The sequence below is a fragment of the Candidatus Zymogenaceae bacterium genome, from assembly GCA_016931225.1.
In the GTDB taxonomy this organism is placed as follows: Bacteria; Desulfobacterota; Zymogenia; order Zymogenales; family Zymogenaceae; genus JAFGFE01.
This window is the reverse complement of record JAFGFE010000039.1, coordinates 92,640-106,931: the sequence shown is the minus strand read 5'-3', so window position 1 is coordinate 106,931 and position 14,292 is coordinate 92,640. Positions and strand designations below refer to the sequence as shown.

The window sequence follows — 14,292 nt, the reverse complement described above, 5'->3', positions numbered from 1 at the left end:
CCGGGGGGACGCCCTCATTATTTATTATCCTTGTTTCGTGCGATGGTCTTCAAGGCGCCAGCGGACCGAGCCGGGTCGATGGATCGACGCCATCGGTTGAACGCATCCTGTTCCAGAAGAAGACCTTCGCCCAGGGGAAGCTCCAGACCGCGGTTGATGAGGTTTTTAATCTCTCTGAGTGCATCCTTCGGGCACAGGCGCATCTGGGCCGCCGCGGACAGCGCCTCGTCCATCAGAACGTCGTCCGGCACCACCCGGCTCACAAGTCCCATATCATAGGCTTCGGTGGCACCGATGAACCGGCCCGTAAAAGAGATATCCCTGGCCCGGGCGGCCCCCACCAGTCGGGGAAGAATCTGGGTCATGCCTCCGCCGGGAATGATGCCCACCCGGGCGTGGGTATCGGCGAATCGCGCAGATTCGGAAGCAATCACCACATCGCATCTGAGCACCAGCTCGAATGCGCCGGTTACCGCCGCACCGTTGACCGCGGCGATGGTGGGCTTCGTCATGTCGGACAGAACCGTAATGGATCCGAAGGCGTCTTGGAGTTTTTCATATTCGGTGTCACCCTCCATGACGGTGAAGAAGGCGAAATCGGACGCATCGATGCCGGAGGAAAAGGCCTTTCCTGCACCGGTGATGATTACCACGTCGACGCCTTCATCGGCTTCGGCATCTACCAGGGCCCGATGCAGCTCGGACAAGAGATCGACGGAAAGTGCGTTTCTCACCTCCGGGCGATTCAGGATGATAATGAGCACACCCTCTCTTTTCTCAAGCAATAGATGCGAATACTCCATCTCTCCACTCCCCCTAAGTTTTGATGTTCAGTCAGGACGAGATAAATCGGACCACCCCGTTGTCGACACGGTCCACGATATGCTCCCGGTTCAATCGCTCCAGAATGCCCAGCACCATGTTTACGGCCGGAATCATCCCGGGGCCCTTCGCGCCGGGATACATCAGGCGGGTGATTTTATAGACGGAGAGCTCCTTCTCCGCCCGAAGCAATTCCCTGATGCTGCCTGTCAGCGTACCCTGGACCGACGTTATCCGTTCGATGAGCCGCTCCCAGGTATCGATGGGCCTCCCGTGGCCCGGCAAAAGCAGCCTGGGAGATATCTCCAATATCCTGTTAATGGATTTCATCATCGCGTCGTATGCCGATACAGCGCCCCTTCTTTCGTAATCCATCATCAACACTGAAAGGGGATTGTAGTTGGCGGAGATCAGATCCCCGGTGAACAACAACCCCGCTCCTTCGATATGAAATGATACCGATCCCTCGGAATGTCCCGGCGTTTCGACTACCCTCAACCGTCCGGCACCGGTATCGAATTCATCCCCACCGGTGAGTAACCCGTCCGGTATGATGGATACACCGATTCGCTTGGAGAGTTGTTCGGACAGAATCTTCTGACAATTCTCCACCTCGGCGGGAGGTGTTCCGATTTCACGAAAACAATCAACGACCCGGTGTGTGTATTTTTTGAATGCCTCGTCGTCCGCAACGCCCCGTTCCCGATGGTGAATGAGCACCCTGGCCCCTGTCATGTCCCTGATATGCGTCGCAAGGCCGGCATGATCATCATGACTGTGTGTCAGGAGAATAGTCTGGACATCCGTAATACTGAATCCCGCTGAATTGAGAGTCTCCTCCAAGACCTTCACCGCCTCATTGCTCGGGTATCCGGTGTCGATCAAAAGAGGAGAGGGACCGTCGATAAAATAGGCGTTGGAGTGAGAAATATCCATCGACATGGGTATTCGGATGATGACAATCCCCATTTCGCGCAGGTAATTACGCCATTTCTCTCTTTCGGAAATATCCATTACTGGGTTTTTCAGACGTCTCGGAGTGTCTCAGTACCGTGCGGACTACTCTGTAAATAACCGTTCCATTCCCTTGATCTTCGCCGTCGTCTCCGATTCGTATCCATAGACGAGCCAAAAGACGAGGTTGTCGAAAAAGTGAACGACCCGATTATTCAACTCGAGGACCTGGTAGAGTTCAAACGCGGTGGAGAGAAAACCGTGAGACAGGACATACAGCCAGATGTGCCGTTTCAGGAGCAGATGAGCGCTGACGATATCTCCCAGGGCAATCCCCTCTTCCGCCCGCTTTTTTCCGAGAGCCAGATACACGTCCTTGACGTCTCGACCCTTTTTCCCCTCGTCCAGCCAATCACCCAGCTCCTGTATCAGGGACGTTCCGTATGGAATGCATATCTCGTCGGACATCAGGTGAAACACGGGAGTCGTGATGTTCTCCCTGATATCTGCAATCCAGTAGCCGGTAATTTCCTCGGCGTTGTCTTCGATCATCCTAATAAATTTTTCGGAAATCATGTGCGTTCCTCATTATGCGTTCGAACATGACTGTGTCCATTCTTCGACGTTTTTCCCAATATTTTGTCTCTATTGTAAAATGTAATGATGAGCGATACAACACAAATAAATAAAAAAAGAAGAATCGACGAGAGAAAAACAGAAGCCCGATCGGTGAAAAAGGCACCGCCTATGAACACGAGAACGAACACCCAGGGAATTCCGCCCAGTATGCTGCCGATGGTGAAATGGCGAAAACCTACCCCGGAGAGGCCCACGAGGTAGTTTTGGAATCCTGCGGGAGTGAAGGGGAAAAACCGAATGAGAAACGTGGAGAGGATACCGTGAGAAGCGATTCCTTTGTCGATGTCCATTCCCCGACCCCGCACCAGACGCTCGATACGCTTTCTGAACATGCTTTTTGAAATGAGAAAACCCGCCCAGGAATTGAGAATGTATCCGACGGCTGAGATCACAAAGCCGAGCCCCGTGCCGAACAGCACCCCACCCGCCACGCACAGCGGTGTAATAGGAAAGATAAAAAGGGGCAGAATCACAAAACAGACGATATGAATCGGCATCGCCAGGTATCCCAGGGACCTGAGATGCTCATCAAACTCGGCAACGGTAAACGCGCCGTACCAGGGTGAAAAACGAAATCCGACATACACGGCCGAAATGACGGCGATAAAAATAAAAACGCCTCGAAGCTCTCTTAAAACGAAACCGACGGTCAGTTTCGACGGTACACCAAGCCCGATGTCCTGCCCCCCTCCTTCATCGTTTTTTCCATGCTGCATATACGTAGTCCTCCAATCGCATGATTATATGCGTCATTCTGTATATTGTCAAACAGGACACATCACGTCCCCTTGACATCAGAAAAAACATGATTATATTTTTTTTAAAAGCGAGACATGTATTCAGTGTAAAGAGTATACAGGAAAGAAGGAGGGATATCATGAACCGTTACAGATGGTTTGTGCCGAGGGATCCGTTTTTAAATGAGTTCTCCCGGCTGCAGCAGCAGATGGCCCGTATTGTGGATCATTTCTCTCCCGGAGAGGGGGGACCCCGGACCATGGGGGTGTTCCCGGCGGTAAATGTGTACGAGGACAGCGACAACTACTTTCTCAACGCGGAGATTCCGGGGATCGAGCAGAAGGACCTGGAAATCACGGCGGTCTACGACAGCATTACCCTCAAGGGAGAGCGAAAGATCGAAGATGCAGAGGACGTCAACTACCATCGCCGGGAGCGAAGCGGCGGTAAGTTTTCCCGGGTCGTCACCTTGGGAGACCGAATCGATCCTGAAAAGGTCGAGGCGAGCCTGAAGAACGGCGTCCTGACGGTGAAGATGGCCAAGGCCGAGGAGTCCAAGCCAAAACAGATCACCATCAAGGCCAATGAATGATCCACCCTTTTGAGAGAAGGAGGGACGATCCATGAAAGACAAGGAACTTGAAGTACAGAAAAGCACACAGTCCGAATCATCGGCCAAGGCCGAGGGCACCCGAGAGGGCGTATACTATCGCCCCCGAGTGGACATATATGAAACCGAAAAAGAGCTGACCCTGCTGGCGGATTTGCCCGGAGTTGATCCGAAGAACCTTGAGATCGACCTGAGGGACGACACCCTGACCATCCTGGGCAAGGCCGATGTCGAAGACGAGGAGCGCCGCTATCTCGTTCGTGAATACGGCGTGGGCAATTACCAGAGGCAGTTCACCCTCAGCGAGGTGATTGACCAGGAAAAAATCTCGGCACAACTGACCAACGGAGTCCTGACATTGGTGCTGCCGAAGGTTGAAAAGGCAAAACCGAGAAAGATCGCCGTATCGTAATTTATCTTAAGAACACGGGACGAGCGGTACGTTGAAGGATTATTATAAAATACTCGGCATACCCCGGGATGCCTCTGTTGAAAGGATAAAACGAGCCTACCGGGATAGTATCAAACGGTGTCATCCCGACTCTCTTGACTGCGATATGACCGCGGAAGACCTGTACAATGTGCAGGAGGCCTATGAGATACTGGGTGACCGAAGGAAACGCGCCGAGTACGATGCCATCCTGCCGACAATCTCCCCGTCCCCCGATGTTTTTGCCCGGTCCGGTCGTCCATTGAGGCGCTCCGGACCGGCGCCCCAGCCGTCGCGGTCTGTTTTCGACACGTTTTCATCCCTGTTCGAACGCTTTTTTACCATCACCCCCCATATTCGCAATGCAGATACGTTTGACTCCCGATCGATCCCCCCTCACACCCGGCGCTGTCTTGAAATATACCTGACCCGATATGAAGCGATGCGGGGCGGTGTGTTCGATATTTCCGTACCGGACGCGGAGGGAAGAACAATCGGCAGGTTCTCTCTCCGCATTCCCCCCGGGGTATCCCACGGTTCGATATATGTGGTGAACCTGGCCGGCATCATCGGCACGCCGGGAGATGTGGAGATCACCGTGCTGCACCGATAACCGCCCGGGCGGCGATTCTGTATACACGGCGGTTCCGTATCATCGGGCATAAAAAACCCCCTTCTTGCCAATCGAAGGGGGTGTTTTTCGGTCATGCAGACGCGAGAGGTGCGCCGTTTTTCGGCGACGTGTTCAGTCCAGCGGCTTCTGGTAGAGCCGGTAGCGCTTCGTGAGTTTCATGTTGAGCTTGACGAGGGCGTGGTTCATCTTGTAGTTACTCTCCAGAACCCAGTTCGCCTCCAGCCGGGCATGTTTCTTGATGAGGCTTTTAAAAATGCTGTAATAGAGCAGCGTGTCCAGGGCCTTGCTCTGGTACTGCGGTACCAGCCCCAGCCCGAGGAGGCGGTATTCCCGGAGCCTCTTCACACCGTACTTTAAACGAAAAATACCAAAGGGAAAGAGCCTCCCGTCCAGTTTCTTGATGATGCGGTTGATATCCGGCAGAGCGATGGCGTAACCGATGGGCGTCTCCCCCTTGTACATCAGGAAGACCGCGTCGGGATCCATTACCGGTTTAAAACTGCGGACAATCTCGTCGACCTCCGCCTCGTCGGCGGGGACGAATCCCCAGTTCCCGCTGGATGCCTGGTTTCCCACCCGTATCAGGTCCAGAATATCATCGTGGAGCCGCATCTTTTGCAGGGTACGAACCGTCACGCCGTATCGTTTCATCAGAAGTTCCGCGTACCGGGTGAAGCGATCCGGAAACGTATACCGCTCCAGGGAATCACCGTAATAGGCGTTCAGGTCTCTTATTTTTACCAGTTCCGTACTCCGGAGTATCCGATCATAGTATGGATAATTGTAGGGACTCAGGCAAATCTGCGCCTGGTCGAACCCCTCAATGAGGCATCCGGTGCTCTGGGAGGTGAAATTATACGGGCCGCGGATGAGATCCATGCCCCGCTCCTTCAGCCAATCGCAGGCGCCGTGCACCAGAAGGCGCGCCACTTCCTGATCATCCACCGATTCAAATGAACCGAAAAAACCGACCTTGTCGTCGTAATGTTTCAAGTAATTGAGATTGATAAATGCGGCGATGCGCCCCAGGACCCGATCGCCGTCTTTGACCATGAAAAAAGCGGCGTCGGCGTGTTCGAAAAAACCGTTTTTCTTTCGATCGAATTCCCGGTTAGCCATTATTCTCAGCGGCGGCACCCAGACCGGGTGGTCTCGATAGAGATCAAAAGGAAATTTCACAAAATCCTTCAGATCTCTTTTGTCCACTACTTCAATTATCTGCATGATGAAAGCTTAAAAAATAGATATGGTATACTCTTCGAATGGTCGATACAATAAACGGCTGACCGGTTTTTGTCAAGGACAAATAAAGGGATTTTCCTCGTAATGGATCGCTAAAGACGGAAAAAAGCGGCCCCGGTTCGTTCGACATTTCGCAATACGCAAACGGCGACACGGAAAAGATGTATCGCCGTCAAGACACCAAGGACACCCACACTTTTTACAGGGTCAGGAAAACACTATCCTCCTCCCTGGTGAGGTACTGTTCGAGCACCCGGGCCGCCTCGTCCGAAAACCGGGCCGGGAACTGCCCACCCCGCACCATGCAGTAGTAGAGATCGACCTCGCCTTTTTTTATCGAGAGGGTCTCAGGATCCAGCGCTTCCGTGACGCCGTCGGTGAGTACCAGCTCAAGAAAGGGGGGATCGCCGTCTTTTCTCTGTACCGTCTGGATGACAAACGGGACGTCCTCAACAATCAGCTTTGCCGGGCCGAATCCCATGCCGACAAAATACCCGTTTTCATCGGAGCGGATGTTATTTGTCAAAAAATAGATGCTCGCCTCGTTTACCTCTTTGCCGTCTGGACCATACCACCGTCCTTCATAATCGATGCGAAAAAAAAGCTGTTGAGACTCCATGATGCGCCTCCCGTTCTCCTTGAATATGTATACCGCTCCTGTTACGGTGCCGTGTTATGCTCTCTCTTTCCCAGCAGGCCTTTCGCCCGTCTGGTCGTTTCATCGGCCCGTTTCCGATACTCGTTATCTCCGGTATCGTATCGGGCCAGTACCTCTTCGACAAGAGCCAGCGCCTCCCGGGTGACCAGTCGATCAAGGTCAAGATAATCCGGCCCGATGCGCAAAAGCTCCAGCTTGTCGGCATCCCTGAGGATTATCAGCTCCATCGGCTCCGACTCACAGTCGATCCCCTCTTCGTCATGCAGGGCGATGAGACGCATGATCTTCTCACGATCCCAGGGGGCGCCCAACCTCGTGAGGATATCATCGGCGCGCCGTGCGCCCCGCCCGCCGTGCCCCGGATCAAAGAAGATATTCTCCCTGCCGATATCGTGCATCAGGGCGGCGGCGGCCAGGGCGTAGAGGTCGATATCCGCACCTTCTCTTCTTTTCAGCCCGTCGGCGATCGCCAGCGCAAAATCCAGGGTGTTCAGGGCGTGATTCATCCCATGGGAATCGTCATCGACAAAACACTCCCGTACCGCATCGATCAGGTCACAAAACAGCGGATCGTCGGTTGGATCGAAATGATCGGAGAGGATCGTCACGTGGCAACACTCACCCGGTTCCCGCCGTGTTTTATCGAAGACTTCAGGGAATCCACACACCTTTTCATCAGATCAGCGGGCACGTCGGATCCCCGCAATGTCGCAACACCCATAGAGACGGTCACCCTTACATCAGGATTTCCGGGAGAGAGAAACTCCATTTCCTCCACTATATGCCTGATGCGCTCGGCAACCTCCTCGGCGCCCGGCGTGCTGGTATTGGGCAGGAGTATCGCGAACATTTCCATCTCGTACCGGGCGGGAATGTCGCTTCCCTTGAGATGCCGCTTGATAACGGCCGCTATCTCGGATATGAGATTGTCGCTCAATTCGTTGCCCAGCACCTTTTTCACGTTTTTAAAGTCGTCAAGCTCTATCATCATCAGAGAGAGTGAGCGGTTCTGCTGTATCGAGTCCAGGACCTCCGCCTCGATATTTTCATCAAAAAAGTCCCTGGTGAATAGATTCGTCAGATTGTCGGAAATCGCCATCTTGTCGGCGGCAAGCGTATCACGGGATTCGCGCAGGTGCACGAGCACCCGTTTCCCCGGCGCCACCATCCGATAATACTGGTACAAGATCCCCACCGCGCCCACGACCACCCAGATGATGGCCCCCGGCGCCGAATAGGCACAGCGGAGAGGGGTGACGATGCCGAAATCCACCGCGATGTCCATTATCAGGGAAAGCATGAGGAAACCTGCGGCAACGGCCACGATGACATATGATTTGGCTCGGGGATTCCTTTCCCCGAGGAAGAAGGGATACAACAGGCGGGCGACGACGACACACAAGAGAACCACCAGGAACAGGCCGACGATATATACCGTCAGACCCGGCGTAAAGGTATATCCGTCTTGCCCCGTTTCGGTAACGTCGCCGAACAGCGGCGTAAACACAAGCAGCACAACCAGCACCACGGTCACGGTGAACAGCAGCAGGAGCCTCGAACGAACCGTCCGACCTGTCAGCATGTTCGACACGGCGGTCAGGGCACCGCCGATGAGTACGGCAACAATATATGCCACCTTGATCCAAAACAGGTATTGCTCGTGATTGTTTTCAAACAACACGCGAAGCACAATCGCCGCCTGGTGAATCGCCAGCGCCAGGGTTACCAGGCAGTATCCGAGAAACTGGGCCCTTCGATCAATGGAAAGATATAAAATAAAGAAAAGCGCCGAAAAGGCCACGCATATTAACGATGCATTAATGGAAAAAAGCGCCGTTGGACTGTACATAATCTGTCACTCCACATATGAATTTATCCGGCGGTCATCGATCCACGGTCTCGGAGCTGTGAATCTCATGTATTTCGCTAACCGCTGAGGTCATGATGGTAATCCATCTCGTATCGGCTCTGAGGTACACCTCCTCGATCCCCACCTCAATGAGCCTTCCCCTGTAGACGGTACCATTGGCCATGACTTCCACATCCTTGCCGACAAGGCTGCCCAGATCTCCCCTCATGCATCGGCCCCCTGATACGGTATTGTAAATCTCTTCCGCACGGTCTCGATGAAATAGGCGTCTTCATCCTCGTCATGTTCGATATATTCCGCCAGGGCGTAGTACGCCTTGGATGTGAACCGGGCCATCAGCCCCCGGGGGGCGTTTACGCCCTCCCTCTTCACTATGCAGTATGGAATGTTCTTTTCATTGATACTGAGGGTGTCAGGGTCCAGCGCTTCTTTCGTATCGTCGGAAAGGGCCAGGATGAAACCGACCAATCCGTCATCACGATCCTTGACCGGCATGACGCCCCGAACCACGATCGGCGCGTCCTCCACCTCCACCGGCGCCCGATCTCCCTCAACCTCAAGAATGTACGTTCCGTCATCAAGCAGACTGAGCCCGTCGTTGAACATTCTCAGGACCGTGGGGTGAATAATCTGACGTCCGTTGTAATACCACAGCCCGTCTTTGTCGATCGAGATGGTATACGGCTTGTAAGAATCCATTTGACATATCATATCAAAAACGTTTTTTACTGTCCACAATGAAAGTGACCGGCCCCTGATTCGTGAGCGTCACATCCATCATCGCCTGGAATACGCCTCCCGCCGTCTCGATGCTCATCTCCCGGGCGCGGGCGAGAAACTGTTCATACAGCTCATTGGCCCTCCCCGGCTCCTCGGCGGCGACGAAAGAGGGTCGCCTTCCCTTCCTGACATCACCCAGCAGGGTGAATTGAGACACCACCAGCAACGCCCCGCCCACCTCCAGCAGCGATCGGTTCATCTTCCCCTCGTCGTCCTCAAATATTCTCAGGTTCACGATCTTATCAAATACGTAGGCAAGGTCGGCCTCCCCGTCCCCCCGCTCCACCCCCAAAAGCACGCACAGCCCCATCCCGATCTCTCCCACGGTCAGATCTTCGACATCCACCCGGGCCCTTGAGACCCGCTGTACAACCGCCCTCACGCCGCCCCCCTGTACAATTGAACAAACCGAGTGATGCTGTCCTCGATGATCCCGTGGCCCCGTCTCGCATCGGACTCGTTCTCGAATCGGGTGGCGAGGCTTATAAAAATCTTTTTAAATGGGGATTCGGGGATGTCCAGTTCCCCCTCGGCCACATCCCGCTCTATGTGGTACTCGGCGATGGAAAACGAATATTTTCCGAAACGCCGCTGCCCGTTGCGATAGGGCCAGGTCTCCTTGAGACGGAAAAAGGACGCCGCGGCGTCTCGAACCCGACGGTTTTTGAACAGATGCGGCCGTATCTCCTCGCCCAGCCGGTTGCTGACCAGGGTCGTGAACTCTTTGATCAGGTCGATATCCGTGATTACCAGGCCGTAGAGGTACCAGTCGTCAACGCTGTCGATGACAAGCCGTCTTTCCACCTCGGTCAGCACCTGATGGCTGGGACACTCATGACCGTGACACAGCTCGGCGCCGTACAGCGAAATGTCCCTCAGCTCCCGGCCGCCGTGATGTACCGGGTGAATCATGCAGCCGACCTGTCGGCGCTCTTGATCCACAAAGCCGACAAAGGGGCAGTTATAGATCACCTCGAAGAGCCTTTCCAGGGAATCGGCCGCCTGAAGCTCTTCCTTGATGATCAGAAGGTCTTTTCCGTACGACATGCCGGAGCGAAAGATATCGGTACGACGATTGACGAGCTCCGTCACCTGTCTGCGGTTATGATCGGTCCAGTTGTAGAGCCCGCAGCAGGCGCCGCAGGATTTCGTGTCATCGGGATGACACAGTGAAATCAGCCCCATAAAGATACACCGCTTTTCACATTCTTTGTGGGACACACTATAAAAAATATCCCGCAGGTTTTCAAGGAAAAAGAAAGCCGCACCACAACACTGGCACAAAGGGGAGCATGTCGTGAGGAAAGGATTATCACTTTTCCCCCCGGGCGGATGCGTCTTTTTTCATTTTTTCTTGCATATTGACGGGTCATTGACATACAATAATTCTGCTTTCTGATACGGAATTTTTCTTTACAGCTCTTCTCACACCAACAAGAAAGGATTACCCGATCCATGGACAAACTGTGGCACACATCGTATGCCCCGGGAGTTCCCCACAATATCGACTACGACGAAATAACCCTCCCTGAGGCGCTGACCAGATCACGGGAAAAGTATCCCAAAAATACCGCCCTTATTTTCCAGGGCTATACCGTTACCTACGAAAAACTGGACGAGATGGTAAACCGCCTGGCGGCGGCATACATAGACATGGGAGTCAAAAAGGGGGACCGAATCGCCATCCTGCTGCCGAACCTGATTCAATGCGTCGTGGCGTTCTACGCCGCCCTCAGGATCGGCGCCATCGTTGTGATGAACAATCCCCTATACTCCGACCGGGAACTGGAACACCAGCTTAATAATTCGGAGTCCGTGTTGCTGGTCTGCCTGGACCTTCTGGCACCGAGAATGATTGCTCTTAAGCCCAAGACAAAGGTGAAGAACATCATCGTCACCGGCATCGGTGATTACCTCCCCTTCCCCAAGAGTCTTCTGTTTCCCCTGGTCGCCAAGAAGAAGGGGATGAAGGCGGATGTCCCCCAAGCGGAGAACGTTCATTTCTTCAAAAAGGTCCTGGCTGCATATCCCCCGACACCCATTAAAGCGGACATCGCTTTTAGCGACACCGCCCTGTTCCAGTACACCGGCGGCACCACCGGCGTCTCCAAAGGCGTCATGCTCTCCCACGAAAATCTCTGCAAGAATGTTCAGATGCTCAAGGCGTGGTTCCCCACCTTCACCGAGGGAGGTGAAATCGGCATTGCCGTGCTCCCGTTTTTTCATGTGTTCGGCCTCACCTGCGTGATGAACTTCTGCATCTATATGGGATGGGCCGACATACTCATCCCCCGGCCGGAGCCGAGCGCCATCCTGGACGCGGTCACCAGCTTCAAGCCCACCTTTTTCCCGGCGGTGCCCACCATGTATATCGGGCTTCTGGCCCATCCGGACACCAAGAAGAGCGACCTGAAATCCATCAAGGGCTGCTTCTCGGGTTCGGCGCCGCTGCCGGTGGAGGTCATCAAGGAATTTGAATCCATGACCGGTGCGAAAATCGTCGAAGGCTTCGGACTGACCGAGTCGACACCGGTAACCCACATCAATCCCTTCGGCGGTATAACCAAGATCGGCAGCATCGGCGTGCCGCTGCCGGATACGGACTGTCGCATCGTGGATTTGGACGACGAAAAAACCGAGGTCAAGCAGGGAAACTCCGGAGAGCTCATCATCAGTGGCCCCCAGGTAATGCAGGGGTATTACAACATGCCGGACGAAACGAAGGGAACCCTTCGCGACGGATGGCTCTACACCGGCGATGTGGCGACTATGGACGAAGACGGTTACTTCTACATCGTGGACCGGAAAAAGGACATGATCATCGCCGGCGGCTATAACATCTATCCCCGGGAGATCGACGAGGTGCTGTATGAGCACCCGAAGGTGCAGGAGGCGTGCGCCGTGGGGGTCCCGGACGAGTACCGGGGCGAGACGGTGAAGGTGTTTATCGTACCCAAGCCGGGAGAGACGATGACCGGCGATGAGATTATCTCCTACTGCAAGGAGAAGCTGGCGAAATATAAGGTGCCCAAGCTCGTGGAATTTAGAGACAGCCTCCCCAAGAGCACCGTCGGCAAGGTCCTCAGAAAAGAACTTCGCGCCCAGGAGATCGAAAAACAGAAGAAGTCTTAACGCCGAATCGAGTCGACCCGGTATATCGACCGCGGCGTAAAGTCTTGTCTTTCCTGATCATCACACAAAGGGGGCACTATGGACAGACCGTGGCATGCGTCTTATGATGAAGGAGTTCCTACGGACGTTGGAGCTGTGGATGATACCGTTATAGACAACCTTGCCAAGTCCGCCGGCGCCCACCCCGGGAAGCCGGCCATTTTCTTCAAGGGAAATCGTCTGACCTACCGTGAACTGGATGAACTCTCCAATTCCCTGGCCAATGCACTGACATACCTGGGAGTCACGACGGGAGACAGGGTGGCGGTAATGATGCCGAACCTTCCCCAGACCATCATCTCCTACTACGCGATCCTCAAGGCCGGGGCCGCCATGATCGGTCTAAACCCGGAATCCTCAACAAGCGAAATATCCCGCATTCTCACCAATTCCCGGACGGGTGTCGTCATCGGTCTGGAGCGCGACTTTGAGCGGCTTTTGTCCATCAAAGACAAGACCGGTATCAAACACCTGATTCTGACCAACATCCGCCGATTCTATCCCAAGCGGCTTCGGTTCTTCAAGGAATACATCGCCAAGACCACCGGGTATTTCAGTAGAATCACCTACGAGGGCGATATTCACAACTTCTCCACACTCATCAATCACCACCCGAAGTCGAAGCCGGAGGTGAGAATCACGCCGGAGGACACGGCGGTCATTCAGTATACCGGAGGCATTACGGGCGTCTCCAAGGGCGCGCAGCTCACCCACAGGAACATCGCCACCAATGTTGAGCAAGTGGCGCTCTGGTTTAAGGGGCACCTCACGAAGGACGACCGTTTTATCGCCGCCGCCCCCTATAACCACCTGTACGGCATGACTATGGCCCTGGACCTGCCGATACGTCTGGGGGCGTCCATCATCGTCATGAACAAATTCACCCCGGAAAAGTTCGAGTATGTGATCACAAAGGATCGGCCGACCTTCTTCCCCGCGATTCCCGCCATGTATCGATCCCTCATCCATTCACCGATCATCGAAAAGCTCGATTTTTCCACCTTGAAGCTCTCCATGTCCGCAGCGGCCCCCCTCAACGAATCGACTCGGGAATCATTCCGCCGGATAACGGGCGTTCCGATCATCGAGGGATACGGCCTGGCGGAGGCGTCCGGATTGACGCACATCAACCCGGCGTCCGGAAAGGGGAAGCCGGGGACCATCGGCCTGCCCCTGCCCGGCACCGACGCCCAGGTGGTAAATCTCCTGTCCGGAAAGGGACCGCTTGCGCCCAATGAATCGGGTGAGCTGACGATCTCGGGGCCGCAGGTGATGCATGGATACTGGGCCATGCCGGATGAAACCGCGGACACCGTCAAGAACGGCTCGCTTTTCACCGGTGATATCGCCGTCATGGACGGTGACGGCTATTTCAGGCTGGAGGAACGCAAGAAAAACATCATCTTCGTGGGTGAAAACCGGGTCTATCACCGGGAAGTGGAGGATGTTCTCATGAAACATTACCTGGTGGTGGATGCGGCGGTGATCGGAATCCCGGATGAGCTGACCGGTGAGGCGGTCAAGGCGTTTGTGGTGCTGGAGGAGGGAAAGGCCCTCTCCGGTAAGGACATTATCTCCTACTGCAGGGCCAACCTGTCCCCGTTCAAAACGCCGGTGGAGGTGGAGTTCCTTCGGGAAATGAACAAGACCGCCGATGGAAAGGTGATCCTAAAGGATATGGCGGACTGACGATTTTATGTCAGCATGTATTCAGACCCGGGGACGAAACAATAGTATTACCTTT

General features: G+C 54.4%; 17 protein-coding genes. 5 read left to right on the top strand and 12 right to left on the bottom strand.

From position 1 onward, the window contains the following. Window positions 1-17: 17 nt before the first annotated feature. The 4 genes from JW885_15315 to JW885_15300 are packed head-to-tail and all read right to left on the bottom strand — an operon-like array spanning window position 18 to window position 3,131. Window positions 18-803 carry an enoyl-CoA hydratase gene (locus tag JW885_15315; protein ID MBN1883535.1) on the bottom strand — a complete coding sequence of 262 codons (786 nt, stop codon included), beginning with the start codon at window positions 801-803 and terminating at the stop codon, window positions 18-20. Window positions 804-834: 31 nt separating this feature from the next. Continuing rightward, window positions 835-1,836 carry an MBL fold metallo-hydrolase gene (locus JW885_15310; GenBank protein ID MBN1883534.1) on the bottom strand — a complete coding sequence of 334 codons (1,002 nt, stop codon included), beginning with the start codon at window positions 1,834-1,836 and terminating at the stop codon, window positions 835-837. A gap of 45 nt (window positions 1,837-1,881) precedes the next feature. Beyond that, a complete protein-coding gene (locus tag JW885_15305) occupies window positions 1,882-2,352 on the bottom strand; it encodes a hypothetical protein (GenBank protein MBN1883533.1) in 471 nt (156 codons plus the stop codon). Continuing rightward, window positions 2,349-3,131 (bottom strand): TVP38/TMEM64 family protein, encoded by a 783-nt coding sequence (locus JW885_15300; protein ID MBN1883532.1) that lies wholly within the window; start codon window positions 3,129-3,131, stop codon window positions 2,349-2,351. The genes JW885_15305 and JW885_15300 overlap by 4 nt, the downstream gene beginning before the upstream one ends. A 161-nt stretch (window positions 3,132-3,292) precedes the next feature. Here JW885_15300 and JW885_15295 point away from each other — a divergent pair, with 161 nt between their 5' ends. Genes JW885_15295 through JW885_15285 form a run of 3 tightly spaced genes read left to right on the top strand, consistent with a single transcriptional unit; the run spans window position 3,293 to window position 4,806 of the window. Continuing rightward, window positions 3,293-3,745, top strand: coding sequence for an Hsp20/alpha crystallin family protein (locus JW885_15295; GenBank protein ID MBN1883531.1), 453 nt, complete (start codon window positions 3,293-3,295; stop codon window positions 3,743-3,745). A gap of 31 nt (window positions 3,746-3,776) precedes the next feature. Continuing rightward, window positions 3,777-4,175 (top strand): Hsp20/alpha crystallin family protein, encoded by a 399-nt coding sequence (locus tag JW885_15290; protein ID MBN1883530.1) that lies wholly within the window; start codon window positions 3,777-3,779, stop codon window positions 4,173-4,175. A gap of 31 nt (window positions 4,176-4,206) precedes the next feature. Continuing rightward, complete coding sequence (locus tag JW885_15285; protein ID MBN1883529.1) at window positions 4,207-4,806, top strand: DnaJ domain-containing protein; 600 nt, start codon at window positions 4,207-4,209, stop codon at window positions 4,804-4,806. 132 nt (window positions 4,807-4,938) lie between these two features. Here JW885_15285 and JW885_15280 read toward each other — a convergent pair whose 3' ends face one another. The 8 genes from JW885_15280 to JW885_15245 all read right to left on the bottom strand — a co-directional run bounded on the left by JW885_15280 (window position 4,939) and on the right by JW885_15245 (window position 10,562). After that, the gene (locus JW885_15280; protein ID MBN1883528.1) at window positions 4,939-6,051 is read right to left on the bottom strand and encodes a hypothetical protein; all 1,113 of its coding nucleotides are present in this window, start codon (window positions 6,049-6,051) and stop codon (window positions 4,939-4,941) included. 217 nt (window positions 6,052-6,268) lie between these two features. Continuing rightward, window positions 6,269-6,688 carry a hypothetical protein gene (locus JW885_15275; protein MBN1883527.1) on the bottom strand — a complete coding sequence of 140 codons (420 nt, stop codon included), beginning with the start codon at window positions 6,686-6,688 and terminating at the stop codon, window positions 6,269-6,271. A 41-nt stretch (window positions 6,689-6,729) separates the two neighbouring features. After that, entirely contained in the window at window positions 6,730-7,335 is a 606-nt protein-coding gene (locus JW885_15270; protein MBN1883526.1) for an HD domain-containing protein, read from the bottom strand. Then, window positions 7,332-8,576, bottom strand: a complete 1,245-nt coding sequence (locus JW885_15265) for a GGDEF domain-containing protein (GenBank protein MBN1883525.1) — start codon at window positions 8,574-8,576, stop codon at window positions 7,332-7,334. Before JW885_15265 ends, JW885_15270 begins: the two co-directional genes overlap by 4 nt. A gap of 34 nt (window positions 8,577-8,610) precedes the next feature. Continuing rightward, a complete protein-coding gene (locus JW885_15260; protein ID MBN1883524.1) occupies window positions 8,611-8,805 on the bottom strand; it encodes a hypothetical protein in 195 nt (64 codons plus the stop codon). After that, window positions 8,802-9,296 (bottom strand): DUF1285 domain-containing protein, encoded by a 495-nt coding sequence (locus tag JW885_15255; protein MBN1883523.1) that lies wholly within the window; start codon window positions 9,294-9,296, stop codon window positions 8,802-8,804. Before JW885_15255 ends, JW885_15260 begins: the two co-directional genes overlap by 4 nt. 13 nt (window positions 9,297-9,309) lie before the next feature. Beyond that, window positions 9,310-9,759 (bottom strand): D-tyrosyl-tRNA(Tyr) deacylase, encoded by a 450-nt coding sequence (locus tag JW885_15250; protein MBN1883522.1) that lies wholly within the window; start codon window positions 9,757-9,759, stop codon window positions 9,310-9,312. Continuing rightward, the gene (locus tag JW885_15245; protein ID MBN1883521.1) at window positions 9,756-10,562 is read right to left on the bottom strand and encodes a hypothetical protein; all 807 of its coding nucleotides are present in this window, start codon (window positions 10,560-10,562) and stop codon (window positions 9,756-9,758) included. Before JW885_15245 ends, JW885_15250 begins: the two co-directional genes overlap by 4 nt. A gap of 270 nt (window positions 10,563-10,832) precedes the next feature. Here JW885_15245 and JW885_15240 point away from each other — a divergent pair, with 270 nt between their 5' ends. Together JW885_15240 and JW885_15235 are read left to right on the top strand one after the other, a co-directional pair. Beyond that, the gene (locus JW885_15240; GenBank protein ID MBN1883520.1) at window positions 10,833-12,509 is read left to right on the top strand and encodes a long-chain fatty acid--CoA ligase; all 1,677 of its coding nucleotides are present in this window, start codon (window positions 10,833-10,835) and stop codon (window positions 12,507-12,509) included. 135 nt (window positions 12,510-12,644) lie between these two features. Beyond that, a complete protein-coding gene (locus JW885_15235; protein ID MBN1883519.1) occupies window positions 12,645-14,237 on the top strand; it encodes an AMP-binding protein in 1,593 nt (530 codons plus the stop codon). Window positions 14,238-14,292: the final 55 nt, after the last annotated feature.

Bases quoted from the DNA above. Each gene is read 5' to 3' on its own strand.
- JW885_15315 (MBN1883535.1), bottom strand. From the start codon at position 803: ATGGAGTATTCGCATCTATTGCTTGAGAAAAGAGAGGGTGTGCTCATT.
- JW885_15310 (MBN1883534.1), bottom strand. From the start codon at position 1,836: ATGGATATTTCCGAAAGAGAGAAATGGCGTAATTACCTGCGCGAAATG.
- JW885_15305 (MBN1883533.1), bottom strand. From the start codon at position 2,352: ATGATTTCCGAAAAATTTATTAGGATGATCGAAGACAACGCCGAGGAA.
- JW885_15300 (MBN1883532.1), bottom strand. From the start codon at position 3,131: ATGCAGCATGGAAAAAACGATGAAGGAGGGGGGCAGGACATCGGGCTT.
- JW885_15295 (MBN1883531.1), top strand. From the start codon at position 3,293: ATGAACCGTTACAGATGGTTTGTGCCGAGGGATCCGTTTTTAAATGAG.
- JW885_15290 (MBN1883530.1), top strand. From the start codon at position 3,777: ATGAAAGACAAGGAACTTGAAGTACAGAAAAGCACACAGTCCGAATCA.
- JW885_15280 (MBN1883528.1), bottom strand. From the start codon at position 6,051: ATGCAGATAATTGAAGTAGTGGACAAAAGAGATCTGAAGGATTTTGTG.
- JW885_15275 (MBN1883527.1), bottom strand. From the start codon at position 6,688: ATGGAGTCTCAACAGCTTTTTTTTCGCATCGATTATGAAGGACGGTGG.
- JW885_15265 (MBN1883525.1), bottom strand. From the start codon at position 8,576: ATGTACAGTCCAACGGCGCTTTTTTCCATTAATGCATCGTTAATATGC.
- JW885_15260 (MBN1883524.1), bottom strand. From the start codon at position 8,805: ATGAGGGGAGATCTGGGCAGCCTTGTCGGCAAGGATGTGGAAGTCATG.
- JW885_15255 (MBN1883523.1), bottom strand. From the start codon at position 9,296: ATGGATTCTTACAAGCCGTATACCATCTCGATCGACAAAGACGGGCTG.
- JW885_15245 (MBN1883521.1), bottom strand. From the start codon at position 10,562: ATGGGGCTGATTTCACTGTGTCATCCCGATGACACGAAATCCTGCGGC.
- JW885_15240 (MBN1883520.1), top strand. From the start codon at position 10,833: ATGGACAAACTGTGGCACACATCGTATGCCCCGGGAGTTCCCCACAAT.